Annotated in this window: 23 protein-coding genes and 2 tRNA genes; 20 read left to right on the top strand and 5 right to left on the bottom strand. The window is 53.6% G+C overall.

Features of this window, described 5'->3' with window-relative positions; all coding sequences use genetic code 11:
• Window position 1: 1 nt before the first annotated feature.
• Window positions 2-859, bottom strand: coding sequence for an NADP-dependent methylenetetrahydromethanopterin/methylenetetrahydrofolate dehydrogenase (locus MKFW12EY_RS13065; protein WP_064021361.1), 858 nt, complete (start codon window positions 857-859; stop codon window positions 2-4).
• Between the two features lie 210 nt (window positions 860-1,069).
• Between MKFW12EY_RS13065 and MKFW12EY_RS13060 the strand changes: the two genes are divergently transcribed.
• A complete protein-coding gene (locus MKFW12EY_RS13060) occupies window positions 1,070-2,047 on the top strand; it encodes a malate dehydrogenase (RefSeq protein ID WP_054761619.1) in 978 nt (325 codons plus the stop codon).
• A 56-nt stretch (window positions 2,048-2,103) separates the two neighbouring features.
• Here the strand turns inward: MKFW12EY_RS13060 and MKFW12EY_RS13055 are convergent, their stop codons facing one another.
• Window positions 2,104-2,865, bottom strand: a complete 762-nt coding sequence (locus MKFW12EY_RS13055; RefSeq protein ID WP_221053141.1) for a symmetrical bis(5'-nucleosyl)-tetraphosphatase — start codon at window positions 2,863-2,865, stop codon at window positions 2,104-2,106.
• Complete coding sequence (gene ald / locus MKFW12EY_RS13050) at window positions 2,865-3,980, bottom strand: alanine dehydrogenase (RefSeq protein ID WP_054761623.1); 1,116 nt, start codon at window positions 3,978-3,980, stop codon at window positions 2,865-2,867. The genes MKFW12EY_RS13055 and ald overlap by 1 nt, the downstream gene beginning before the upstream one ends.
• 256 nt (window positions 3,981-4,236) lie before the next feature.
• On the opposite strand from ald, the gene MKFW12EY_RS13045 reads away from it, so the two are divergent.
• Complete coding sequence (locus MKFW12EY_RS13045; RefSeq protein WP_064021364.1) at window positions 4,237-5,895, top strand: ATP-binding protein; 1,659 nt, start codon at window positions 4,237-4,239, stop codon at window positions 5,893-5,895.
• 171 nt (window positions 5,896-6,066) lie between these two features.
• Here the strand turns inward: MKFW12EY_RS13045 and MKFW12EY_RS13040 are convergent, their stop codons facing one another.
• Complete coding sequence (locus tag MKFW12EY_RS13040; protein WP_064021365.1) at window positions 6,067-6,297, bottom strand: hypothetical protein; 231 nt, start codon at window positions 6,295-6,297, stop codon at window positions 6,067-6,069.
• Between the two features lie 447 nt (window positions 6,298-6,744).
• Between MKFW12EY_RS13040 and MKFW12EY_RS13035 the strand changes: the two genes are divergently transcribed.
• The 18 genes from MKFW12EY_RS13035 (at window position 6,745) to MKFW12EY_RS12950 (ending at window position 23,679) form a co-directional block, all read left to right on the top strand.
• Window positions 6,745-7,710, top strand: a complete 966-nt coding sequence (locus MKFW12EY_RS13035) for a PQQ-dependent catabolism-associated beta-propeller protein (protein ID WP_054761650.1) — start codon at window positions 6,745-6,747, stop codon at window positions 7,708-7,710.
• Entirely contained in the window at window positions 7,707-8,450 is a 744-nt protein-coding gene (locus MKFW12EY_RS13030; RefSeq protein ID WP_054761626.1) for an ABC transporter ATP-binding protein, read from the top strand. Before MKFW12EY_RS13035 ends, MKFW12EY_RS13030 begins: the two co-directional genes overlap by 4 nt.
• Window positions 8,447-9,256 carry an ABC transporter permease gene (locus tag MKFW12EY_RS13025; RefSeq protein ID WP_054761627.1) on the top strand — a complete coding sequence of 270 codons (810 nt, stop codon included), beginning with the start codon at window positions 8,447-8,449 and terminating at the stop codon, window positions 9,254-9,256. Before MKFW12EY_RS13030 ends, MKFW12EY_RS13025 begins: the two co-directional genes overlap by 4 nt.
• 254 nt (window positions 9,257-9,510) lie before the next feature.
• A complete protein-coding gene (locus MKFW12EY_RS13020; RefSeq protein ID WP_221053140.1) occupies window positions 9,511-10,446 on the top strand; it encodes a hypothetical protein in 936 nt (311 codons plus the stop codon).
• Window positions 10,447-10,533: 87 nt separating this feature from the next.
• Window positions 10,534-10,610 (top strand) — tRNA-Val (locus MKFW12EY_RS13015).
• A gap of 48 nt (window positions 10,611-10,658) precedes the next feature.
• Complete coding sequence (gene thrS / locus MKFW12EY_RS13010) at window positions 10,659-12,566, top strand: threonine--tRNA ligase (RefSeq protein ID WP_221053139.1); 1,908 nt, start codon at window positions 10,659-10,661, stop codon at window positions 12,564-12,566.
• Window positions 12,567-12,587: 21 nt separating this feature from the next.
• Complete coding sequence (gene infC / locus MKFW12EY_RS13005; protein WP_082409817.1) at window positions 12,588-13,112, top strand: translation initiation factor IF-3; 525 nt, start codon at window positions 12,588-12,590, stop codon at window positions 13,110-13,112.
• 137 nt (window positions 13,113-13,249) lie between these two features.
• Complete coding sequence (gene rpmI, locus MKFW12EY_RS13000; RefSeq protein ID WP_054761633.1) at window positions 13,250-13,447, top strand: 50S ribosomal protein L35; 198 nt, start codon at window positions 13,250-13,252, stop codon at window positions 13,445-13,447.
• Window positions 13,448-13,480: 33 nt separating this feature from the next.
• Window positions 13,481-13,843 carry a 50S ribosomal protein L20 gene (gene rplT / locus MKFW12EY_RS12995; protein WP_054761634.1) on the top strand — a complete coding sequence of 121 codons (363 nt, stop codon included), beginning with the start codon at window positions 13,481-13,483 and terminating at the stop codon, window positions 13,841-13,843.
• Between the two features lie 133 nt (window positions 13,844-13,976).
• The gene (gene pheS / locus MKFW12EY_RS12990; RefSeq protein ID WP_054761635.1) at window positions 13,977-14,996 is read left to right on the top strand and encodes a phenylalanine--tRNA ligase subunit alpha; all 1,020 of its coding nucleotides are present in this window, start codon (window positions 13,977-13,979) and stop codon (window positions 14,994-14,996) included.
• A 15-nt stretch (window positions 14,997-15,011) separates the two neighbouring features.
• The gene (pheT, locus tag MKFW12EY_RS12985; RefSeq protein ID WP_221053138.1) at window positions 15,012-17,387 is read left to right on the top strand and encodes a phenylalanine--tRNA ligase subunit beta; all 2,376 of its coding nucleotides are present in this window, start codon (window positions 15,012-15,014) and stop codon (window positions 17,385-17,387) included.
• 2 nt (window positions 17,388-17,389) lie between these two features.
• On the top strand, window positions 17,390-17,686 hold the full coding sequence (gene ihfA, locus MKFW12EY_RS12980; RefSeq protein WP_425334030.1) for an integration host factor subunit alpha: 297 nt from the start codon (window positions 17,390-17,392) through the stop codon (window positions 17,684-17,686).
• Window positions 17,670-18,023, top strand: coding sequence for a MerR family transcriptional regulator (locus MKFW12EY_RS12975; RefSeq protein ID WP_054761637.1), 354 nt, complete (start codon window positions 17,670-17,672; stop codon window positions 18,021-18,023). The genes ihfA and MKFW12EY_RS12975 overlap by 17 nt, the downstream gene beginning before the upstream one ends.
• 50 nt (window positions 18,024-18,073) lie before the next feature.
• A tRNA-Pro gene (locus MKFW12EY_RS12970) sits at window positions 18,074-18,150 on the top strand.
• Between the two features lie 264 nt (window positions 18,151-18,414).
• Window positions 18,415-20,760 (top strand): EcoAI/FtnUII family type I restriction enzme subunit R, encoded by a 2,346-nt coding sequence (gene hsdR / locus MKFW12EY_RS12965; RefSeq protein WP_221053137.1) that lies wholly within the window; start codon window positions 18,415-18,417, stop codon window positions 20,758-20,760.
• A 48-nt stretch (window positions 20,761-20,808) separates the two neighbouring features.
• Window positions 20,809-21,150, top strand: coding sequence for an endonuclease domain-containing protein (locus MKFW12EY_RS12960; RefSeq protein ID WP_054761639.1), 342 nt, complete (start codon window positions 20,809-20,811; stop codon window positions 21,148-21,150).
• A 151-nt stretch (window positions 21,151-21,301) separates the two neighbouring features.
• The gene (locus MKFW12EY_RS12955) at window positions 21,302-23,125 is read left to right on the top strand and encodes a restriction endonuclease subunit S (protein ID WP_221053136.1); all 1,824 of its coding nucleotides are present in this window, start codon (window positions 21,302-21,304) and stop codon (window positions 23,123-23,125) included.
• Between the two features lie 200 nt (window positions 23,126-23,325).
• Complete coding sequence (locus MKFW12EY_RS12950; protein WP_221054646.1) at window positions 23,326-23,679, top strand: hypothetical protein; 354 nt, start codon at window positions 23,326-23,328, stop codon at window positions 23,677-23,679.
• Between the two features lie 162 nt (window positions 23,680-23,841).
• Here the strand turns inward: MKFW12EY_RS12950 and MKFW12EY_RS23290 are convergent, their stop codons facing one another.
• Window positions 23,842-24,051, bottom strand: a complete 210-nt coding sequence (locus MKFW12EY_RS23290; RefSeq protein ID WP_425334029.1) for a chromate transporter — start codon at window positions 24,049-24,051, stop codon at window positions 23,842-23,844.
• Window positions 24,052-24,267 lie beyond the last annotated feature (216 nt).

Genomic DNA, 24,267 nt, shown 5'->3' with positions numbered 1-24,267 from the left:
GCTATGCCATTTCCTTGGCCAGCGCGAAAATGATTTCGGCGTCGAATACCTGCTTGTTATCTTCGAACAGTTTGGCGATACAGGCCCGGTGCAAGGCCAGTTTCAACGCGCCGAAGCCGATTGCGCCCCAGACGATTTTGCCGTGCCGCTCTTGGCCTTTGTCCATCACGTTGGTACCGCCGATACCGACCGGCGGCGTGGCGTTGGCGTCGGCCAGCAATTGTAAGTGCGGATTGTTTTGCCAATGTTCCGGCTTTAACAGTTCCACGCCGGCGGCGCCGGTTGCCAGCACGACGTTGGCGTCTGCGATTGCCGCGGCGCGGCTATCGTAATCGCCGGCTTCCACCGGCGTAATGTCGACGTCGAAGCGTTGCTTCATCGCAAAGCAGGCTTTTTCGGCGTTGAAAATATGGCGCGAGGTAATGCTGACTTCGGCGCCTTCCAAGGCCATCATCGCCGCGGCGCGCTGGCCGACCGGACCGGTACCGGCCAAAACCACGGCTTTTTTGCCGGCCAACGGGGCGCTGCCGGCCAGTTTGGCGACGGCGGCCGCAGCGGTGGTGTTGCTGCCGTTGCTATCCAACATCACCGAGACTTGAAAGCCGGGAAAGAAATGTTTTTGTACCGCGGCCAATAGTTTTTGGCCGGCAGCCATATTGCTGCCGCCGATAAATATCGCCGTGTTTTTTTTGTCTTTCGGCGCGCGGGTAAAGATGGTGCCGTCGACCAAAGCGCCTACATTGTCCGGAGTCAGATTGCCGTGGCCGATCACGTGGTCCGCGCCGCCGTCATAGGCAACGACGGTATCGAATACGGAAGGGTGGGCATCGGTGTCGAATTGGAAGAGCAACTTTTTCATTTACCTACCTGGTAGAAGACGCTGAAGGCCGCGACGCTGGCGTTTGGGAGCTGGCATTATACCGAAGTTTGTTTTGCCCGCTGCACAATCGGAGCCGGCCGGACAAAGCGGGAATTAGAGATTGTTTGAGCAAAAACTTTATGTCATATTGAAACGGCTAACCGCGCCGCCAGGGCCCGGATCAGTCCAATTTCAGAATGAGGAACCTAGATGAAAACCCCCGTTGATATCGCTGTAACCGGAGCAGCTGGCCAGATAAGCTATTCCTTACTGTTTCATTTGGCGGCGGGTGAGTTGTTGGGCCTGGACCAGCCTATTGTGTTGCGCTTATTGGAAATTCCGCCGGCGATGAAACAATTGCAAGGCGTAGTCATGGAATTGAACGACTGTGCGTTCCCTTTGTTGAACAAGGTCGTTATCACCGACGATCCGAAAGTGGCGTTCGATAATGTCGATTACGCGTTTTTGGTCGGTGCCAAACCGCGCGGCCCCGGCATGCTGCGTAGCGATTTGCTGTTGGATAACGCGCAGATTTTCATCAATCAGGGCAAAGCTTTGAATGAGGTCGCCAGCCGCAACGTCAAAGTTCTGGTTACCGGCAATCCTGCCAATACCAACGCGCTGATTGCGATCCACAACGCACCCGATCTGGCGCCCGAATGCTTTGCGGCGATGACGATGCTGGACCACAAACGGGCGATCAGCCAAGTCGCGGAAAAGTGCGGGGTACTGAGTCGGGATATCAAAAATATTACAGTGTGGGGTAACCATTCCTGCACCCAATACCCGGATTTGCACCATGCTAAAGTCAAAGGCATGGATGCCTTGTCTCTGATCGAGCACGATTGGTTCGTCAACGATTTCATCCCGACCGTGCAATACCGGGGTACCGAAATCATCAAAGTGCGCGGCCAATCCAGTGCGGCTTCGGCGGCGCATGCCGCAATCGAACACATGCGGCTTTGGGCGGAGGGGACCGATCCGGGCGATTGGGTCAGTATGGCCGTGGCTTCGGACGGCAGTTACGGCATCGAAGAGGGGCTGGTTTATTCGTTCCCGGTGCAGGTAATAGACGGCCAGATTCGGATCGTCAAGGGATTGGATCTGAACGAGTTCAGCCTGGAGCGCTTGCGCCAAAACGAAGTGGAGTTGAAAGAGGAACGGCAGGCGATCAAGCACCTGCTGTAAATTCACGTATGCCCGGTCTTTTTCGCTTTAAGCCGATCGGGCAATAGTTGGTTTGCTTATCGATCCGCCAGACGAACCGCGATTTGGGCGCAGACGGCCGGCAGCGGGTAGACGTCGGAACAATCCTGATCTTGGAAGCCGGCGTCGTCGGCAAAAACGATGCGCAGTTGGCTGGCTCGGCGGTCAGGTAGCCGGTACCACGGCATCAGTTCGGGGTTTTGCTCCGCTACCGGGCCGCTGGCGCTGAAGTCGAGCTTGCCGGCGGCGTTACAATATTTCATTCGGGTACAGGCGTTGGCAATGAAATTCAGCCGTTTCCAGCCGCGCAGTTTGGCATGCCAACGCGACTGGTCCTGGCGATGGTTTTCCAGAAAGGCCCGATATTGGCTTTGCGACAGGACCGATTCGACCTCGTAGGCAAAGGTGATAGCTTGGCTGAAACTCCATTCCGCCGGAATTCCGGCATGCACTAGCGTGTAATTCAATTTGGCGTCGTGGTGGATCAAGCCGCGTTGGCGCAGCCATTTCAATAGCTCGTCTCGGTCCGGCGCCGCCAGGACCGGCTCGAATCCGGCAATCGGTTCGCAGAATCCGGCTGCGGCGGACAATAGTTGCAGATCGCGATCGCCCAATACCGAGACGGCGCTTTTGCCCAAGCTTTTTACGAAGCGTAGAACTTCCAGCGTTTGCTCGCCGTCGCCGGCTAAATTGCCGGCCAACCAGACCCGGTCTGCCGCCGGATCGAAGCCAATTTGGTCAAGCAGCGTGCGTAAGGCCTGGAAGTTGCCGCCGATACTGCCGATCGCATAGTCCGCCATTAGCCGATGAAGCGCTCGGCCGGGACATGATCCATCGCGAAGGCTGCGGCAATGCCGGTGTAGGCGACTTGGCCGTCGACTACGTTGAGGCCTTGCAACAGCGCCGGATTGTCGCGTAACGCCTGCTTCCAGCCTTTATTGGCCAACTGTAAGACATAAGGCAGCGTCGCATTGGTCAAGGCCAGCGTCGAGGTCCGCGGCACGCCGCCCGGCATATTGGCAACGGCGTAATGAACGACGCCGTCTACCAAATAAATCGGGTCGGCGTGCGTGGTCGGCCGGGTGGTTTCGACGCAGCCGCCTTGGTCGACGGCAACGTCGACGATCACCGCGCCGGGTTGCATCAGTTTCAAATCGTCCTTGCGAATCAGTTTCGGCGTGGCGGCACCGGTGACCAGTACGCCGCCGATCACCAAATCCGCCTCGGCGAGTTGTTCCAGGATTGCGTGGCGGCTGGAAAACAGCAATTGCACGTTGGCCGGCAGGATGTCGCCCAAGTGGCGCAGGCGCTCCAGCGACAAATCCATCACTGTGACTTGGGCGCCCAGGCCGGCGGCCATTTTGGCGGCCTGGGTACCGACCACGCCGCCGCCCAGGACCAATACTTTGGCCGGCAATACGCCCGGTACGCCGCCCAACAGCATGCCGCGGCCGCCGTAGAGTTTTTCCAGATAATGCGCGCCTTCCTGCACGGCCAGCCGGCCTGCCACCTCCGACATCGGCGTCAGCAACGGCAATTCGCCGTTGGCAAGTTGAACCGTCTCGTAGGCGATGCAAGTCGCGCCCGAGGCAAGGTGGGCCTCGGTCAATTCCCGGTCGGCGGCGAAATGAAAGTAGGTGAATACGGTTTGCCCAGCGCGCAACAGCGGCCACTCGGGCTTTATCGGTTCCTTGACCTTGACGATCATATCCGCTTCGGCCCAGACCGCTTCGGCGCTATCGGCCAAACCGGCGCCTGCGGAGAGGTATTGTTCGTCGCTGAAACCCGCGCCCACTCCGGCGCCGCTCTGCAAGGTCACGCTGTGTCCGGCGGCTACCAGCGCGGAAACGCCGGACGGCACCAGCGATACCCGGTTTTCGTTGGGTTTGATTTCCTTAGGAATGCCGACTTTCATGTTCACCTCATGTGTTATGTTGACCAAGCTGATTTGGATAATAGCAATAAATGGACCGCGGCGAAGTGGCCGAGTTTCAGGAGCTTACGTCGGGTCCTCGCCTCGGCCAGGTTCGGATTGTCGGTTTTTTGTGTCGTTTTGGCGCAAATCCGTCGCCCGGGTTGGGGCTGCTTCGGCGTTAGCCCCGCGTGCGTATGGCCGAAAGGATTGAGAAATCGTCTAAGCTTAAGCGGTTAGCTTTAGTCCAGAGGAACTCATGAACCAAACCCAAAATATTCTGATCGGCCACTTGACCGAAGTGCGCGGCGACGGCATGGATGCGCGCATCGTCGAAGAGCATTCCACTGCAGCGCCGATCATTCGCTTGGGCGACGAGGAAATTCTGGCCGGCCATATCGGCTCTTACGTGGTGATCCGGCAGTCGCACATCGGGGTGTTGGCGCTGGTATTCAAAATGTGGGAATGCGATCGCTTCGATAGCGCCGGCAATCGCGCCACGGACCGTTTTATCGCCTTGATTCCGGTCGGCGAATTGAACGAGAACAATGTTTTCATCCGCGGCGTGCGCCATTACCCGACGCCGGGAGCGGCTGTCTATGCAGTGGGCTTGGGCGAGATCAACGCGATTTTTTCCAAGTTTCGCGATTACCAATTTTTCATCGGTCAGTTGGCCAGCCATAAGGATTACCACCTGAGCCTGGATCCACGGGCCTTGTTCGGTAGGCATTTTGCGATTGTCGGCCAATCCGGCTCCGGTAAATCCTGGACCGTCACCAGCTTGATCCAGCACACCATGAAAGCCATGCCGAAAACCCACATGGTCATGCTCGATCTGCACGGAGAATATTGCTGGAAACGGCCCGACGGCAGCATCGAGTCGGCGTTTCCGGCCGAGCAGGTCAACTATGTCGATGCGTTGGACATGGAAATGCCGTACTGGATGATGAGCTATGCCGAGTTGGTCGATTTGTTCATCGACCGCGACGACAGCGGCGCCTCGATGCAGATGGCCTTCATGCGCGAAATTCTGCAGCAACTGAAGCGTAAGGAAGCCAAGGCGATAGGCTTGGCCTCGGTGACGATAGATACGCCGATTTATTTTTCGCTGGCGGAAATGTACATGCAATTTAAGGCCGCCAACGAAGAACGGAAAGACTTCGGTAAAACCAAAGGCGCGTTATTCGGCCAGTTCGACGAGTTTTTGGTCCGGATGCAGAGCCGATTTAACGACGTGCGCTACGATTTTTTGTTGAAACCCAAAAAACGGACGACCTCGGACAGCATGGCGGGTTTGTTGCGCCAATTCGTCGGTTTAGGCGACAAGAAAGCCAATATCACGGTGGTCGACCTCAGCTCGGTGCCGACCGACGTGCGGCCGGCAGTGTCGGCCCAGGTCGGCCGCTTGGCCTACGAATTCAATTACTGGAACCCGCGCCGGCGCGAATTCCCGATCACGTTGATCTGCGAGGAAGCGCACGCCTATATCCCGCGCGAAAAAGGCGGCCAATTCGACGGCACCAAGAAAATGATGGAACGGATTGCCAAAGAGGGCCGAAAATACGGCGTATCGATCGGCGTGGTCAGCCAACGGCCGACCGAGCTGTCCGAAACGATGTTGGCGCAGTGCAGTTCGTTTATTTGTTTACGGACCACCAACCCGGACGACCAGCAATATATCCGGGGTTTGGTGCCGGAAGCGGAGGGCGATCTGGCCGACATCTTGAGTTCGTTAGGCCGGGGAGAAGCGTTGGTATTGGGCGAAGCGGCGCCGCTACCGACCAGGGTGCAGATTTACCGGCCCAGCCCGGAGCCGAAAAGTAACGATGTCGACTATTACACCAGTTGGCGCGAAGGCCCCGATGATCTGGATGTGGAGGGGATAGTCGAGAATTGGCGGACTCAGAATCGGCATTGATTCGGGCGCGACTGAGGTTCGGCACCCTTGGCCAAAGGGGAGGTAGCTCCTTTTGAAAGCAACTACGGTCTTTGCGAGGTGCGGGAGGATTGTTGCCGAAGCTTTTCGACGCGGGGTGGATTTAGAGTATGACCCAAGCAGCCCGGTCGCCGGGCTGCGTTCGCCGGTGGCTCAGCCCGGGAGCGTTTCCGGATTTAACACCACGTCGCAGGAATCAAAGAACCGTTCCAGCCTATCCAATTCGCCGTTGGCCAATTCGATAGCCGCAGCGAAGGTATCCGAATTTTCCGTTTGCCGGGCAATATCCAGCATCAGATCGCACATGGTCTGGGTTTTAATCAGCGAGTCGTGCTTTTTTTCGATATTTTCGAGTTGTTCGTCCGTTATCAAATAAATTTTCATGGTCTGAATCCTCGCTGTCCGTGTTTGGTTCCATTTTATCTCGTGCCGATCGCTATGCACAGATCGAATTTGCAAACAAATCTATCTGGCGGATTTTTTGAATTACATAACACTCGGCGGAATCAGGCTTATCTTCGCCGTGCGCCGTTGGTACGGCTATTGTTCTAAGGTGCAGCCGTAAATTGTGTGTCGAGCCGATGTTCACGATTGATGTCGGTTCGATCGAGTAGGGCTGGCTTTTTCGAGCGTAAATGCCGCGGCGCGGAAGCCAAGCTCGGTGCTTTGCCGGAACTGAAACGGAAAAATTCCGTTTTTGCAAAGGGATGAAATCCCGGTTGGCTTCGGGTTACACTTGCCCGCCGCCGCGATTTCGGGTGCGACGGTTTGGCCTGCTTTAGCAAAGCGGGGACGATTCGAGTCAAGTTTGGTTATTCAAGGATAAGTATGATGCATCGGATAAAACTGGTCGGAATGGCTGCAGCGTTGTGTTTCGCTGGTGCGGTACACGCGGAAACCGTTTTCGTGACTTTGGAGAAAGATAACGCGATTGCCGTGGTCGATCCGGCGGCCGGCAAGTTGGTCAAGACTGTCAAGGTCGGCCAGCGGCCGCGCGGTATTGCCATCAGCCACGATGCCAAGACGCTGTTCGTCGCTACCAGCGACGACGATACCATTCGCATGCTGGACAGTACGACCTTGAAGGAAATCGGCAAATTGCCGTCCGGCGAAGATCCGGAGACCTTTGCGTTAAGTCCGGACGACAAGTTGATGTACGTTTCCAACGAAGACGACGCCGAGGTGACGGTGATCGATATCGCCGCCAAGAAGGCAGTCGGCAAAGTCAAGGTTGGCGTCGAGCCGGAAGGCATTGCGGTCAGTCCCAACAACCAATGGTGCATCAGTGCGTCGGAAACCACCAACATGCTGCACTGGATAGATACCGCCGATCGGCAAATCAAAGACAACACGCTGGTCGACGCCAGGCCGCGGGCGGTGGCTTTTACCGACGACAGCCAGCAACTGTGGGCGACTTCGGAAATGGCCGGCACCCTGACCATCATCGATACCGCCACCAAGCAAATTTTGCAGAATCTGAAACTGGAAGTGCCCGGCTTAAGCTCCGATCTGGTGCAGCCGGTCGGTATCGCTATCGACAAACAGCGCCGCTACGGTTACGTGGCGATGGGGCCGGCCAACCGGGTCGCGGTGATCGACGCCCAAAATTATAAATTGGAGAAGTATCTGCTGGTCGGCCAGCGGGTATGGAATCTGGCCTTCTCGCCTGACCAGAAGCGTTTGTACACCACCAACGGCGTCAGCAACGATATTTCTATCGTCGATCTGGAAAACCATAAAGTGACCAAATCGATCGCGGTCGGCCGTTACCCCTGGGGCGTTGCGGTAAAACCATGACAGCGGCACTGCACATCGAAGGCCTCAGCTTCGCCTACGGCGCCAAGAAAGCGCTGGACAACGTCGCATTTGAAGTTGCAGCGGGCGAATGCACGATTTTGTTGGGGCCGAACGGCGCCGGCAAGAGTACCTTGTTTGCGCTGATCACGCGGCTTTACGACGCCAGAGAAGGGCGCATCGCGTTGTGCGGTTTCGACGTCAAGAAACAAAGCCTGCAAGCGCTGGCCAAATTGGGGGTAGTGTTTCAGCAGACCACGCTGGATCCGGATTTGTCGGTAACCCAAAACCTGCGCTACCACGCCGCCTTGCACGGTATCGGTAAGAAGGAGGCCGACCGGCGGATTCAGGAAGAATTGGAAAGACTGAACATGTTCGAGCGCCGCGCCGAAAAAGTCCGGCAACTCAACGGTGGCCATAAACGCCGGGTCGAGATTGCCCGCGCCTTGTTGCACAAACCCAGCCTGCTGTTGCTGGACGAGCCGACCGTCGGCCTGGATGTACCCAGCCGGCAGGCCATCGTCAAGCACGTCCACGACTTGGTCAAGCAACAGCAGTTGGCGGTGTTGTGGGCCACGCATTTGATCGACGAGATCGCTGCCGACGACAGCCTGGTTGTCTTGCATAAAGGCCAGGTCAAGGCCAACGGTAAGCTGGCCGAAATCCTGCAAAGCACCGGTTGGTCCGATCCCGGCCAAGTGTTTCAAAAGCTTACCCAATCCGACAAAGGAGGGCCGGCATGAGAATGTTGCATTATTGGCGGGCGTTGGTCGGCATCGTCGGCCGGGAGTTATTGCGTTTCCTGCACCAACGCGAGCGCTTCGTCTCGGCGCTGGTGCGCCCCCTGGTGTGGCTGTTCGTATTCGCCGCCGGCTTCCGCGCCGCGCTGGGCATTGCGATCAGCCCGCCCTACGAAACCTATATTCTGTACGAGGTCTACATCACCCCCGGCCTGTTGGGGATGATTTTGCTGTTCAACGGCATGCAAAGTTCGTTGTCTATGGTCTACGACCGGGAAATGGGCAGCATGCGTATGCTGATGGTCTGTCCGCTGCCGCGCTGGTTTTTATTGTGCAGCAAATTGATCGCCGGTACCGCGGTCGGGGTATTGCAATCCTATGCCTTCCTCGGCATTGCCTGGTTATACGACATACAGGCGCCGCTGCCGGGCTATCTATGGATTTTGCCGGCGCTGGTGCTGGGCGGCATGATGTTGGGCGCGCTGGGATTGTTGTTGTCGTCGTTCATCAAGCAACTGGAAAACTTTGCCGGGGTGATGAACTTCGTGATTTTTCCGCTGTTTTTCATGTCCACGGCGTTGTATCCGTTGTGGAAGATCAAGGAATCCAGCCCGTTATTGGCGACCTTGGCCGAGTACAACCCGTTCTCGCAAGCAGTCGAGCTGATCCGCTTCGCACTGTACGAACAGTTCAACCAACCTGCGCTGATCTTCACTGCAGCCGGGTTTTTGTTGTTCATCGCTGCGGCGATCCTGGGCTATAACCCGTCGAAAGGCATGATGGTGCGCAAAGGCGGTGGCGGGGATTGATGCTTTCGGTCGCGCCGCCGCAAACGCCTGTGGCTGTATTAGCCGTTATTTCGCCGAAGCATTTCAATAATTCCGCGCTTGCGGTCAAGGTTTTTGGGGTTATTTTTTACGTTTGTTTGCTAAAGTTCACAGAATTTCTGCCGCTAACTGTGCTGTTAGGTTAGTCTCGGTTCGTTCCTGTGGCGGCGCATCTTGTGCCGTTACCGGGCGGCCGTATGGCTTCCTGTTTGTTTAGTTTTGGCGGGAGGGCGTTTATGGCCGGCATTAATTCAATCTCGATGTCGTTGTATGTTTCGCAGACGACTATCAATATTTTCCGTGCGAGCGGTGCGGATAAATCCGACGCGGTGAATTCTGAAACGGTATCGGAAACCGAACGCTTTCATGGCCACCGTCAGCGCGGCGCAGGTTTTTTCGCACAGAGCGTCGTGCATGCGCTGGAGGGGCTTGGCTTGGCTGTTCCACGAAATAACAGCGGCAGCGGCGACAAAGATACATCGAATAACTCGATTGACCAGTCCGATAACAAGGCGACCGATTTGGGTAGGTTGTTGGCGACCTTCCTGCAGGATTTGCATCAAATTCTGGCTCGAGCCGGCACCGGCCAGGCAGCGGTAGATTCTGGTTCCTCTGCCGGAAACATTGCAGACGATGCCGGCCAGGCCGCACTTACGCCTGCTGCCGCTAAGGCAGCAGGTTCAACTGTAGCCAACCCGGTTGCTGACTCGGGCCAGGTGCTGGTCAATTCGACAGCAACTGCCAATTCGCCGGCGGCGGTTGTAGCGGATAGCTCGGCTTCTCGGGCCGTTGTCGCCGACTTTGGAGAGGCCTTGCATAGTTTTTTGCATGAATTACGCCGGGCATTGTTGCAAAGTTCGGATCGTGTAAATAACGAAGGTCGCCGTAGCGGCCACGAGCATTGGGGTAGAGCGGCGGGTTGGCACGGCTACCGAAATTTGTCAGCTAATTTGGATAACTTGATCGCGGATTTAACCAATGAAGAGCAGGCCAATTCCGGCGTATACAAGTCTTTAACGGAGGACTTCAATCGTCTGGCTGGCCTTATGGGTGTTAGCAACGGCAGTACCAAACCGTCGTTATTGATGTTCCTGAACAAGCTGAAAGACGAAGTGGCAAGTCAGAATCCCGTGTCTGCCGGCGCCGGTTCGATTGTTTCGGCTTCGGTATGATGGCTCGGTGGTTTGAGCGGATTGCCAGAAAAAGCTTGCGCGAAAATTTAACGTCGTTATAATTACCGAATCGAACGACAAGACTTCAGGCGCGTAGCTCAGTTGGTTAGAGCACCACCTTGACATGGTGGGGGTCGGTGGTTCGAGTCCACTCGCGCCTACCAAAATACTAAGCACCGCATGACGGTGCTTTTTTTATTGTGGAATCCAAAATGCCAGTAATAACTTTGCCTGATGGCTCTCAGCGTCAATTCGACCGCGCAGTTTCTGTGATGGATGTGGCTCTGTCTATCGGTACCGGTCTGGCTAAGGCGACATTGGCCGGCAAGGTCAACGGTAAGCTGGTCGATGCCAGTTACTTGATTCAGGAAGATGCAAGTCTGAAAATTGTTACTGCCAAGGATGTCGACGGCGTAGATGTTATTCGCCATTCCACAGCGCATTTGTTGGCGCAGGCCGTTAAACAATTGTTTCCGAGTGCGCAAGTCACTATCGGTCCAGTCGTGGAAAACGGCTTTTATTACGACTTTTCCTACGAGCGTTCGTTTACCCCCGACGATCTGGTGGCTATCGAAAAGAAGATGCAGGAGTTGTCGGCGGCCGATATTCCGGTGGAAAGGTCTTTGATGGCTCGCGATGAGGCGGTGCAATTCTTTAGCGCTCTAGGCGAAAAATATAAGGCCGAGATTATTGCCTCGATTCCGGCAAACGAAGAGCTGTCGCTCTACCGGCAGGGCGACTTTACCGACCTGTGTCGGGGGCCGCACGTGCCGAGTACCGGCAAATTAAAGGCGTTTAAGTTAATGAAGATCGCTGGGGCTTATTGGCGGGGCGATTCGAAAAACGAAATGCTGCAACGGATTTACGGCACAGCGTGGGGCGACGGTAAAGAATTAGCTGCTTACCTGCACCGTCTGGAAGAGGCGGAAAAGCGCGACCATCGCAAGATTGGTAAGGCTTTGGATTTGTTTCATACCCAGGAAGAGGCGCCAGGAATGGTGTTCTGGCACGACAAGGGCTGGACCATTTATAAAGAAGTGGAGCAGTACATTCGTGACAAATTACGGGTGAATGGCTACGGCGAAGTCAGAACGCCGCAAATTGTCGACCGCACTCTGTGGGAGAAATCCGGGCATTGGGATAAGTTCAGCGCAATGATGTTCACTACGCATTCCGAGAATCGGGATTATGCGGTGAAACCGATGAACTGCCCCTGCCATATTCAGATTTATAACCAAGGCATCAAGAGTTACCGCGATTTGCCGGTGCGTTTGGCCGAGTTCGGGTCTTGCCACCGCAACGAACCTTCCGGTACTTTGCACGGTTTGATGCGGGTGCGCAACTTTGTGCAAGACGATGCGCATATTTTTTGCACCGAAGACCAGATTCAATCCGAGGTTTCGACTTTTATCGATTTATTGTTCGAGGTCTATAAAGATTTCGGTTTCGATGAGGTGCTCATTAAATTGTCGACTCGTCCGGAAAATCGGGTAGGCGACGACGATGTTTGGGACAAGGCAGAGAATGCTTTGGAATTAGCCTTGAATAATAAGGGACTGGATTGGCAATTGCAGCCGGGCGAGGGTGCGTTTTACGGCCCTAAAATCGAGTTTTCGTTGAAGGATTGCATCGGTCGGGTTTGGCAGTGTGGTACCATTCAGGTGGATTTTTCGATGCCGGCCCGTTTGGAGGCCAGTTACATCGGCGAAGACAGTGCACGCCATACTCCGGTGATGTTGCACCGCGCTATTCTCGGTTCGCTGGAACGCTTTATCGGCATCTTGATCGAGCAATATGCCGGAAACTTCCCGTTGTGGTTAAGCCCGGTGCAGGCTGTGGTCATGAATATCACCGACCGCCATGCTGAATATGCCGAGCAGGTACGCCGAGAACTGGAAAAACAAGGTCTTAGAGCCAAAATTGACTTGAGAAACGAGAAGATAGGCTTTAAAATCCGCGAGCATTCCATGCAGCGTGTGCCGTATTTATTGATTATCGGCGACAAGGAATTAGAAACTCGGTCTGCCAGTGTGCGTACCCAGCAGGGCGAGGATTTGGGAAGTCTGTCAATTGGCGAACTTGGCGAACGTTTGAGAAAGCAGATTGCGGATCGAAAATAATAACAATTTGGAGGATAGGGTATCAGCTCTAAAAAAGATGCAACGCGCTTAAATACCGAGATTACCGCCAGACGGGTCAGGGTAATTGGCGCTGAAGGTGAACAGGTCGGCGTTATATCAATCAACGAAGCCTTGCAGCTTGCTTATGATGTGAATCTGGATCTGGTCGAAATTTCGCCCAATGCCGATCCTCCGGTTTGCAAAATCATGGATTTTGGCAAGTACCAATTCGAGCAAAATAAGAAGCTCCAAGCGGCCAAAAAGAAGCAAAAGCAAATCCAGATCAAAGAAATCAAATTTAGGCCCGGTACCGAGGAAGGCGATTACCAGGTCAAATTGCGAAGCTTGATCAAATTCCTCAGCGAAGGCGACAAAACCAAAATCACCGTACGGTTCAAAGGGCGGGAATTAACTCACCGCGAACTGGGCATGGATCTGTTGAAGCGTATCGAAACCGATCTTGAAGAATTGGCCGCGGTCGAACAGTTTCCCAAGCTGGAAGGCCGGCAAATGGTCATGGTGATGGGGCCGAAAAAGAAAAAATAATTTGCCGTTTTAAGCGGTACGGCGTTGCCGGATTGCAGCGCCAGTCGGGTTTTACCCGAAAAAATTCGATTGGGCCGAGCATTTTGCCTGATTGGGTTTTTACTCAGGGACTTTACTTTTAACATTGGAGAAAACAAATGCCAAAACTGAAAAGCCATAGCGGCGCTGGTAAACGCTTCAAGAAAACCGGAACTGGCGGTTTTAAATGCAAACAATCGCATAAGCGCCACATCTTGACCAAAAAAACCACGAAGCGGAAAAGACAGCTGCGTAAAACAGCCATCCTGCATCCGTCAGATACGCCATTGGTAGCGCGCATGCTGCCATACAGTTGATAGACTAAATTACATTGCAGAGAGAATTGAAAAATGGCTAGAGTAAAACGCGGTGTTACCGCCAGAGCAAGACATAAAAAGATTTTAAAGCTGGCTAAAGGTTACTACGGTGCCCGCAGCCGGGTTTATCGCGTCGCCAAGCAAGCGGTTATCAAAGCCGGCCAATACGCCTATCGCGACCGCAAACAGAAAAAGCGCCAATTCCGCGCCTTGTGGATCGTGCGGATCAACGCAGCGTCCCGCCAGTTCGGCATATCGTACAGCCGTCTGATTAACGGTCTGACCAAAGCCAATGTAGCTATCGACCGCAAAGTGCTGGCCGACTTGGCCGTGAGAGATATCCAAGCATTCGGCGAGATTGCAAAAGTGGCAATTGCCAACCAAAGCAAGCCATAGGCTGTTTTTCATCTCGATATCGTCGATGTCGAGATGGCGCATACTCCCCGCCCCAATGGGGAGTTCCGCCGGCAACAGGCGGTATCCATCGCTTGGGAATCCCCATCAATTACAGACAAAAGTGAGCTGAGTCGTGTCGGCTAGTATCGAAGATATTGTAAAGCAGGCATTGGATGAGCTTGCGCAGGCAAAAGACCTAGGCCAATTGGATCAGGTTCGGGTCAATTACCTGGGTAAAAAAGGCCTGTTCACCCAGCAGATGAAAGAGTTGGGTAGCATGGATCCGGATCAGCGCCGTAGCGCCGGCCAAGTGATCAACGACGCCAAAAATACGTTCCAAGATGCGCTTGAAGCACGTAAGCTCGCCTTGGAAGGTGAGGAGCTGGCTGCACGCTTGGCGAGCGAGTCTATCGATGTGACTCTGCCTGGCCGCGGACAAGCTATCGCCGGTCTGCATCCGGTGACTACGACCTTACGCAGGATTAGTAAAATTTTTGCCAGCGTCGGTTTCAATGTAGTCGAAGGCCCCGAAATCGAAGACGATTATCACAACTTCGGCGCTCTGAATATTCCTGAACATCATCCGGCCCGGGCGATGCACGACACGTTTTACTTCGATGCGCATACTGTACTGAGAACCCACACCTCGCCGGTACAAATTCGGGTCATGGAATCGGAGAAGCCCCCGCTAAAAGTGATTGCGCCTGGCCGAGTCTATCGCTGCGATTCGGATCTGACGCATACGCCGATGTTTCATCAGGTAGAGGGCTTTTTAGTCGATACCGACGTCAGCTTTGCCGATCTGAAAGGGGTAGTGTTCGAATTCTTACGCGCCTTCTTTGAAAAGGACATCCAAGTCCGCTTTCGCCCGTCATACTTTCCATTCACCGAGCCATCGGCCGAAGTCGATATCGAATGCGTGATGTGCGACGGTAAAGGCTGTCGAGTATGTAGCCAAACCGGGTGGCTGGAAGTGATGGGCTGCGGCATGATTCATCCCGAAGTCTTCAAATCGGTAGGCATCGACCATCAAACTTATTCCGGTTTTGCCTTCGGTATGGGGGTCGAGCGTCTGGCGATGCTGCGTTACGGTATCAACGACTTGCGCATGTTTTTCGAAAACGATTTGAAATTTTTACAACAGTTTAGGTAACGGTGGATTGGAATCATGCAAGTTAGTGAAGCTTGGTTAAGGGAGCTGGTCAATCCGCCTATCGACACTGCCGAATTGGTTGCGCAATTGACCATGGCCGGCCTCGAAGTCGATGCGGTCACGCCAGTCGCCGCTAAATTTACTGGCGTAGTGGTCGGTGAAGTACTGGAGACCGTGCAACATCCGAACGCCGATAAACTCAGGGTCTGCCAAGTCAATGTCGGCCAAGAGCAGCCGTTGCAGATCGTTTGCGGCGCCAGTAACGTTCGGCCCGGCTTAAAGGTGCCGGCGGCATTGATCGGCGCCGTATTGCCGGGCGATTTCAAGATTAAAGAATCCAAACTACGCGGCGAGTTGTCGTTTGGCATGCTCTGTTCCGAAAAGGAATTAGGGTTGGCCGCCAGCTCGGAAGGTTTGATGGAATTGCCGGCAGATGCGCCGGTAGGGCGAGATATCCGTGATTATTTGGCGTTGAACGACAATGTGATCGAATTGGGACTGACGCCGAATCGTGCCGATTGTTTGAGCGTGGTTGGGGTCGCCAGGGAAGTGGCGGTGCTGAATGGCGTTCAGTTAAACGTATCCGATTGCGCCAATATCGATCCGCAGCATGCACAGACCTTGGAGGTGCATGTTCAGGCTCCGGAAGCCTGTCCGGTTTACTTGGGGAGGTTGATCAAAGGCATCAATCCTGCTGCGCAGACGCCGCTGTGGATGCAAGAGCGCCTGCGACGCAGCGGTATCCGCAGTCTTAGCCCAGTAGTAGACGTCACTAACTACGTTCTGGTTGAGCTGGGGCAGCCGTTACATGCTTTCGATGCTGATAAGTTATCGGCGCCGGTTGTGGTTCGTCGCAGTCGGGCCGGCGAGCCGTTGGCATTGTTAAACGACCAGTCGATAGAACTCGATGGCGAAGCCTTGGTTATTGCCGACCAGCGGGAAGCTTTGGCGTTGGCTGGCGTGATGGGCGGAAAAGACAGTGCGGTATATGGCGAAACCCGCGACATTTTTCTGGAGTGCGCTTTTTTCAATCCAATTAGTATTGCCGGTAAGGCACGGCAGTTTGGATTGCATACCGATTCCTCGCACCGCTTCGAACGCGGCGTTGACTTCAATTTGCAACGTCGAGCCATCGAGCGGGCCACGCAATTGATTTTGGCAATTGCGGGGGGAAGCCCGGGACCGGTGACCGAAGTTATTAGTAGCGAAGCTTTACCGAACCGTTCGGCGGTTAAGTTACGTAGTGCGCGAATCGAAAAAGTTCTGGGTATCCAATACAGCGATGCTCAAGTCCATGATTTGTTCGGCGGCTTGGGCATGCAGGTAGCTCGTTGCGACGGTGGTTGGGACGTTACTCCGCCCAGCTTTCGTTTCGACATTGCAATCGAGGAAGATCTGCTCGAAGAAATTGGCCGGGTATACGGCTATAACAACTTGCCCAGCAGTAGTTTGTTGATGCGTTCCGCATTAGGTCAGGCGCCGGAATCTGTTTTGGCGTTAGAGCGATTGCAGGATTGCCTGGTTGATCGCGGTTATCAAGAGGCTATTACCTATAGTTTCGTCGATGAAGCGATGCAAAATGCGATGGCGCCGGGCGACGAGTTTATTAAGATCCAGAATCCGATTTCTTCCGAATTGGCCGTAATGCGTACCACTTTGTGGTGCGGGTTGGTGAATGCTGCACTTTACAATATCAATAGGCAGCAGAGTAGGGTGCGCCTGTTCGAGACCGGTCTGCGGTTTTTCTATGAAGAGGGTCGGATTCAACAACGCAAAGTACTTGCCGGGCTAGCGCTTGGTCAAATTCATCCTGAACAATGGGGGGAGAAATCGAGGAAGGTCGATTTTTTCGATGTGAAAGCAGATGTCGAGGCCTTGCTGGGATTGTCGGCAAGTAAGATGCGGTTCGAACCGACACAACATCCGGCATTGCATCCCGGACAATCCGCTCGAATACTGACTGCATGCGGCGAGGCGATTGGATTGCTGGGTATGTTGCATCCGACGTTGCAGAAACAATTGGGCTTCGATAATCCTGTATTTTTGTTCGAGTTGAGTCAGGAAGCCATTCTGCAGCGCAACGTGCCTAAATTCAGTCCTTTGTCCAAATTTCCATCGGTACGTCGGGACATGGCGTTGTTGGTGGCAGAAGAAGTATCTGCCGACGCAATTCTCGCATGCATCGCCGAATCTGATGAGCAAGCCATCCGCGATGTCTCGGTTTTCGATATCTATCGCGGGCAGGGCGTAGCGGAAGGCAGCAAAAGCGTGGCGTTGAGTTTGGTCTTACAAGATTTTTCGCAAACTCTTACCGACGCTGAAATTGATGCTATATTTCGCAGAGTGTTAGAGACTTTGACGGCTAATCTAAATGCAAAATTGAGGGAGTGATTGTGGCATTAACCAAAGCAGATATTGCAGAAAAGTTGTTTGAAGATCTCGGCTTAAACAAACGAGAGGCCAAAGAAATCGTCGAATTGTTTTTCGACGAGATCAAAAGAAGTCTGGAAAGCGGCGAGCAAGTCAAAATTTCGGGTTTTGGCAAATTCGAGTTACGGGATAAAAACGGCCGTCCCGGCCGCAATCCAAAGACCGGCGAGGAAATTCCGATTACGCCGCGTCGGGTTGTCACATTCAGAACAGGGCAAAAATTGAAAGCTCGAGTGGAAGCTTATGCTGGAACCCAGTAATAACAACGAATTACCGGTTATTCCGGCCAAACGCTATTTCACGATTGGCGAAGTCAGCGACTTGTGCGGTGTTAAGCCACATGTTCTGCGCTATTGGGAACAGGAATTTACTGAGCTGAGCCCGGTCAAGCGGCGGGGAAACCGGCGGTATTACCAGCGCCACGACGTATTGTTGATTAGACAAATTCGCGCTTTACTCTACGAACAAGGGTACACCATCGGCGGAGCTAGAGCGCATCTAGCCAGCGGCAGCGCTAAAGAAGACAGCTTACGCACCAAGCAATTAATCCATCAAATGATAGGCGAACTAGAGGATATTTTAGAACTATTGAAGTAGTTTGCCTTCGAAGCGTGGTAAAATCTAAAACATAAGTTGTTATCCTAAATCGGGGCGTAGCGCAGCCTGGTAGCGCACTTGTCTGGGGGGCAAGTGGTCGTGGGTTCGAATCCCGCCGTCCCGACCAATTAAATCAACCACTTAAAAAATAGGTGGTTGAGCTAAATGTCAGAACTTCCATTTCGGTACAACAATTGTCCTTCCTTGCCGGCTGATCGGTATAGGAAAGCTAGTTGATCTTTTTGCGCTAGCCGTATTTTTGAACTTCTGGTAATCCATTAGTCGCAAAATACTTCCCTCCTGATTGCCAAATTGTCTGGCAACGTCTGATTGAGCCATTCTAACGTTATACTATTCGGCTAGCCGAATCGTTAGATAGGACTCCTGATTTATGGATAGCAAAGACAAAAAAGCCCTCAGCGAAACCGACATCTGCGATTTATTCATCACTCCCGCCCTCCGTGATGCTGGCTGGGATGCCCTGCGGCAAATCCGCCGCGAAGTAACCTTAACTCCGGGACCTATCGTCGTTAGGGGAAATGTCTCCTCCCGCAACAAGAAAAAGAAGAAATTCGCCGACTACGTGTTGTACTGGGAACCCGGCGTGCCGGTTGCCGTCGTCGAAGCCAAAGACAACACCCACACCGTCAGCCACGGCCTGCAACAAGCCTTGGGTTATGCGGAAATCCTGCACGTCCCCAGCGCCTTTAGCTCCAACGGCGATGCCTTTGCCGCACATAACAAAGTCCCTGCACCCAACGAAGACATCGAAACCGAATTCGCGCTCGATGCCTTTTTACCACCGGACCAACTCTGGCAACGCTACAAGCAATACCGCGGCATTGCCGACCAATCCGAAAGTTTGGTCATTCAACCTTACTACGAAGACAGCAACAGCAAACAGCCGCGCTACTACCAAGTCGAAGCCATCAACCGCACCATCGAAGCCGTCGCCAACCAGCAAAAACGCGTACTGCTGGTGATGGCCACCGGCACCGGCAAAACCTACACCACCTTCCAAATCATCTGGCGGTTATGGAAGGCCAAACAGGTTAAGCGCGTATTATTTCTGGCCGACCGCAACATTCTGGTCGATCAAACCCTGGTCAACGATTTCAAACCGTTCGGCTCGGTGATGACCAAAATCAAAAACCGCAAGCTCGATCCGTCTTACGAAATTTACCTTGGCCTGTACCAAGCCATCACCGGAACGGCGGACGAAGACAAAATCTTCAAAAACGTCTCGCCCGATTTTTTCGACATGATCGTCATCGACGAATGCCATCGCGGCAGCGCGGCCGACGACTCGGCCTGGCGAGAAATTCTGGATTACTTCAAAGACGCCATTCAGCTCGGTTTGACGGCCACGCCCAAAGAAACCAAATATGTTTCCAGCTCCGATTACTTCGGCAAACCGGTGTACACCTATAGTCTGAAGCAAGGCATCGAAGACGGCTTTCTCGCGCCCTACAAAGTGGTGCGCATCGACATTGACAAAGATGTCGACGGCTGGACGCCACCACCCGGCATGACCGACGACCTCGGCAACAGCATCGAAAACCGCACTTATACTCGCGCCGACATGGACCGGATTTTGGTGCTCAACCAGCGCACCAAACTGGTCGCTAAACGGGTGATGAAATATTTGCTGGCCACAGACCCTTACGCCAAAACCATCATCTTCTGCGAAGACATCGACCACGCCGAACGCATGCGCGTCGCCATCGTCAACGCCGCCGGTCAACTGGCCATCGACAATCACAAATACGTGATGCGCATTACAGGCGACAGCGTGGAAGGCAAAGCCGAGCTGGACAACTTTATCGATCCGGAAAGCACCTTCCCGGTTATCGCCACCACCTCGGAACTGCTCACCACTGGCGTCGATGCCAAAACTTGCAAGCTGATCGTGCTGGATAAAACCATCAGCTCGATGACTATTTTCAAGCAGATCATCGGTCGCGGCACGCGCATCGACGAAGAATTCGGCAAGTATTTCTTCACCATCATGGATTTCAAAAAAGCCACCGCCTTATTCCTCGATCCAGATTTCGACGGCGAACCGGTGGTGATCTACCAACCCGAAGAAGACGACGACCCTGTGCCGCCAGACCCGGAGCCAGAGGACGAACCCGAAGGCGAAGAAATCGAAGAACCCACCGGCACCTACAAAATCCGCGTCAGCGGCGTAGATGTCAAAATCCTTGCCGAGCGCGTCGAATACCTCGGCCCGGACGGCACGCTGATGACCGAATCCTATCGCGACTTCAGCCGCAAACAGATTCAAACCGAATTCGCCTCGTTGGACGAGTTTCTGCAACGCTGGCACGGCGCCAAGAAAAAACAGGCCATTATCGAATTGCTGGAAGAGCACGGCATCGTGCTGGATAACCTGGCCGCCGAAGTCGGCAAGGACTACGGCGATTTCGACCTGATCGCCCACATCGCCTACGACCAGCCGCCGCTGACCCGAAAGGAACGTGCCAACAACGTCAAAAAGCGCAATTACTTTACAAAATACGGCGATCAAGCCCGCGCGGTACTGAACGCCTTGCTGGACAAATACGCCGACGAAGGCATCGCCAGCCTGGAAAACGCCAAAATCCTCAAACTCAGACCGTTCAGCGACATCGGCACTCCGGTCGAAATCATTAACAAAGTATTTGGCGGCAAAAGCCAATACGAAACCGCTATCCAAGAATTAGAACGGGAGTTGTTCAGCAATCAGTCCCGGTAGCTGTTCTCCCTCTCCTGCTGGAGAGGGCCGGGGTGAGGAGACTAAAAAATGTCCCTAACCAGCAACGCCCGCAGTCTCAGAAAAACCCAAACCGATGCCGAACATCTGTTGTGGCGGCACCTGCGCAATAGGCAACTGTGCGGCCAAAAATTTCGCCGGCAATTTCCCATCGACTCGTTTATCGTTGATTTCGTCTGCCTGGAGGTAAAATTGATTGTTGAACTAGACGGCGGCCAACATGCCAAGCAAATCGAATACGACGAGAAACGAACCGAGCAATTGCAAAAACGCGGTTTTAAAGTCACTCGCTTTTGGAACAACGACGTATTTCAAAACACCTCTGGCGTTCTGGAAGCCATCAGAATGGCGCTTCTGAGTACCGTAAATTAAAGCTAACCAGCCATTCCTTCTCCCTCCGGGAGAAGGCTAGGATGAGGGAAATCAAAAATAACCGCGAAGCCACATTATCGAATTTCCCCTCACCCAACCCTCTCCTTTATGCCCTTTGGGTACTTTGGAGAGGGCTTTTTAGTACACGGACATGATGCACGACCTGATTACCAAATATTTAGGCCTCTGGACCACCGCTATTGCCAGTAAAGCCAGCGCCGGACGCGGCGCTTCTTCCCCCCCCCTCTCCAGCGTACCCAAAGGGCATAAAGGAGAGGGCCGGGGTGAGGGGAATCCAACCAGCTCCCGCAACGCCAAATACAGCGCTTACGGCATCAAAAAACTGCGCGAATTGATTTTGGAATTGGCGGTGCGGGGAAAGTTGGTGCCACAAGACCCGGATGATGAGCCTGCCGATAGCCTTCTTGCGAGAATTAAGAACGAACTTTGCTCGATTGAAAATATTAAAGAGTTACCAAACCTAAAAAGAGATAGCTCAACCGTTGATCCCAGGGAATTTCAATTCGATATACCAAATAATTGGATATGGTGTGAATTACAGGATATTTCGCTTTTTTCAAATGGAAAGGCTCATGAACAATTCTTCACTGAAGAGCCTATCTATATTTTGATTAACTCTCGATTCGTTTCCAACGATGGCGAAGTTTATAAATATGTTACAGAAAGATTGTCTCCTTTGTTTGAAAATGATATTGCAATCGTAATGAGCGACGTTCCAGATGGAAAAGCTCTAGTACGATGTTTTGTAGTGGAGAACAGTGATCGCTATACACTAAATCAACGGATTGGAGGTATTAGAACAGCAAAGATAATGTCTGTTAAGTACCTTGCTTTAGTTCTAGATAGAAACCCCTATTACTTGCAATATGACGATGGAAAAAAGCAAACTAATTTAAAAAAAATTCAGATATTATCCTGCCCAATTCCTCTGCCACCTCTCGCAGAACAACACCGCATCGTCGCCAAAGTCGATGAATTGATGGCGCTTTGCGATCAACTGGAACAACAACAAACCGACCACCTCGCCGCCCATCAAACCCTGGTGCAAACCTTGCTCGGTACATTGACCCAAGCCGCTGATACTGCCGAATTCGAGCAAGCCTGGAGCCGCATCGCCAACCACTTCGACACCCTGTTCACCACCGAATCCAGCATCGACCAACTCAAACAAACCCTCCTGCAACTTGCTGTCATGGGTAAACTCGTCCCCCAAGACCCGGACGACGAACCGGCTACAAAACTTCTTGAGCGGATCGATCAAGCACCAAAACGCATCATGCGGACAAGGAACAGGGATGACGAAGAGGGCGCTACGCAATCCGAAACCATATCTTTATTTGAGCTTCCGAGTGGCTGGAAGTGGGTGCCGTTTGGACGGTTACCGCTGCAAGCTTGCGTCGGCATTGATCGTGGTTGTTCCCAGCAAGGTCCAGACAAGGCTTACGCCTACTTCAAGATGAATAACATTGGGAACTCAGGCGGAGTTGATCTCTCGGACCTGACCCGAATCGATGCAACACCCGATGAAGTTGGGGCGTTTGCCTTAGCCGATGGCGATTTTTTATTCAACACGAGAAATAGTAGGGAACTGGTCGGAAAAACTTGCGTGTTTCGGACTTTTTCCGCCGATCCTGTTCTCTATAACAACAATATTCTCCGGGCAACATTTATCGATGAGTTCTCACCGGACTTTCTTGACTACTGGTTTCGAAGCCCGAGAGGAAGGGCGGAACTTGAAAAACTCAAATCCAACACAACAAATGTCTGCGCTATTTATCAAGGGAAACTTTCAACCTTGCCATGCGTCGTCCCTCCTCTTGCCGAACAACACCGCATCGTAGCCAAAGTCGATGAATTGATGGCGCTCTGTGACGCCCTCAAAGCCCGCATCGCCGCCGCGCAAACCACGCAACTGCAACTCGCCGACGCGATTGTCGAGCAAGCGGTGGCCTGAGCGGCTGTTTCTCCCTCTCCCCTTGGTGGCGTCGTAAAAGTCAAAACAGTTCCTTCTCCCTCCGGGAGAAGGCTAGGATGAGGGTATATAAATCATATGTTTACATTATTTATTCCCCTCACCCCAGCCCTCTCCCGCGAGGAGAGGGAGCTTTTGCGACACGCTCCTGAGGGAGAGGGAATTCGTTCTACGTCTGCGAAATGAACCGCCAAATTATCACTGAACCCTCTGTATCCTTGTACTCCCAGGATCAGCATCATTTTTTCGACCACTACGCCGACTTCAACGCCTGGCTGGAAGAAAGCGACGACGCGCAAAGCCTGCGCGATGGTTTGGGTTTGGACAATCTGTCGCAACCGGCCAAAGCCCTGTTTGCCGGCGATAAAGCCCAGTACGATCAAGCCTTCGAACAATACACAACCAACCGCCGCCAAGAATTGTTAAGCCGAGACACCCGGCAAAGCTTGAACGGCGACGAGCACCGGTTCGAGCGCAACGTCGAACACTTCGCGCAATTGCTGCTGCAAATAGTTTTCGGTTCTTTTTTAGCTTGATCCCCACCATCAAAAACGGGCATATCAAGACGCCAAAAACAGCCACAGCCAGCCGCCGAACGCGGAGCCGGCAAATGACTGGGATGACGCCGAGTTTGTACCTGAACAGTGCTAACAACGCCGCCAGGCTCAATAGGGCGGAAAACAGGTCGAATCTCCCGGCTAAGCCTTGCGCCAGAACACGTGATAGGCAAAAAACACGGCCAGATTGACGATGACGCCGACCACGGCGGCGGTGACGCCGGTTAGCGGCGCGGTGAATTTCAAATTGCCGTGGGTGGTTTCCACCAACGGCCCGCCGGCCAGGATGAATAGAAAGCTGGGCACGTAGGTAAAGTAAGACACGACGGCGGCGGCCACAGTACCGGCCAAAAAGGCGAATCCGCGCCAAACCAGGCCTGGCCCCAGCCGGCGGCGAAGCCGACGAAGGTGTTGACCATGATTAGTGGGCCGGGTGTGGTTTCGCCCAAAGCCAGGGAGTCGATCATTTGCTGCGGTGTCAGCCAGCGGGAATGGGCCGGGCTACACCATGCAGTAGTTCAGCGCATGTAAATAGCGTTTTTCGCTGATCCAGCGCGGCGCTCGACC

It is taken from the genome of Methylomonas koyamae, from assembly GCF_019669905.1.
GTDB lineage: Bacteria > Pseudomonadota > Gammaproteobacteria > Methylococcales > Methylomonadaceae > Methylomonas > Methylomonas koyamae.
Note: the sequence above shows the minus strand (reverse complement) of the source record. Positions and strands in the feature narration are given on the sequence as shown.